The sequence below is a fragment of the Staphylococcus sp. EG-SA-2 genome, from assembly GCF_017152085.1.
On sequence record NZ_JACYHC010000119.1, the window covers coordinates 1 to 548 of the forward strand.

The following is a 548-nucleotide window of genomic DNA, read 5'->3' on the forward strand; positions in this document are numbered from 1 at the left end:
TACAAAGGAGAAAAAAAGAAGACAACCAAGCCCAATAATGGACTGGCCGCCTAATAATAAAAACTCTAAAAGTTGTAATTTAAAATAGTTCTTTAAATTATATACCCACCACATTTGGTGGAGAACCTTTTTGTTTTCAATAATTGATTCTCTGTAGATATCAAAGTACTAACGTTTTAAAGGTTAAATATTTAATTGGATTGAGATCTGTATGCGGTTATATCATTCTGTGTAAATATAAATATGAATCTAGAATATAACAACTACTTAAATTAAGAATAATCGAACATAAATAAACTTTATGAAATTTCAGTATCATGTTCTTATAAAAAACAATAGGGCTTTTTGCTGACGCTAGTGCGCGATAAATAATAAGTTGAATATAAAAAAGATCACTGCCAATCATTCGTTTAATGGCAGCGATCTTTTTTATTTAATTATTTCTCTTTCCACTGCAACATTTGATAACCAATGCGTGGATGTGTTTTAATAATATCTTTTGCGTCCTCATGACATTGTGAAAGTTTTTGTCTTAATGATGTCATATG

The 548-nt window shown here is 28.8% G+C and carries 1 pseudogene; it reads right to left on the bottom strand.

Annotated features, from left to right (window positions below):
• Positions 1-437: 437 nt before the first annotated feature.
• Positions 438-548 (bottom strand): annotated as a pseudogene (locus IDG60_RS01130) (response regulator transcription factor); the annotation flags it as partial.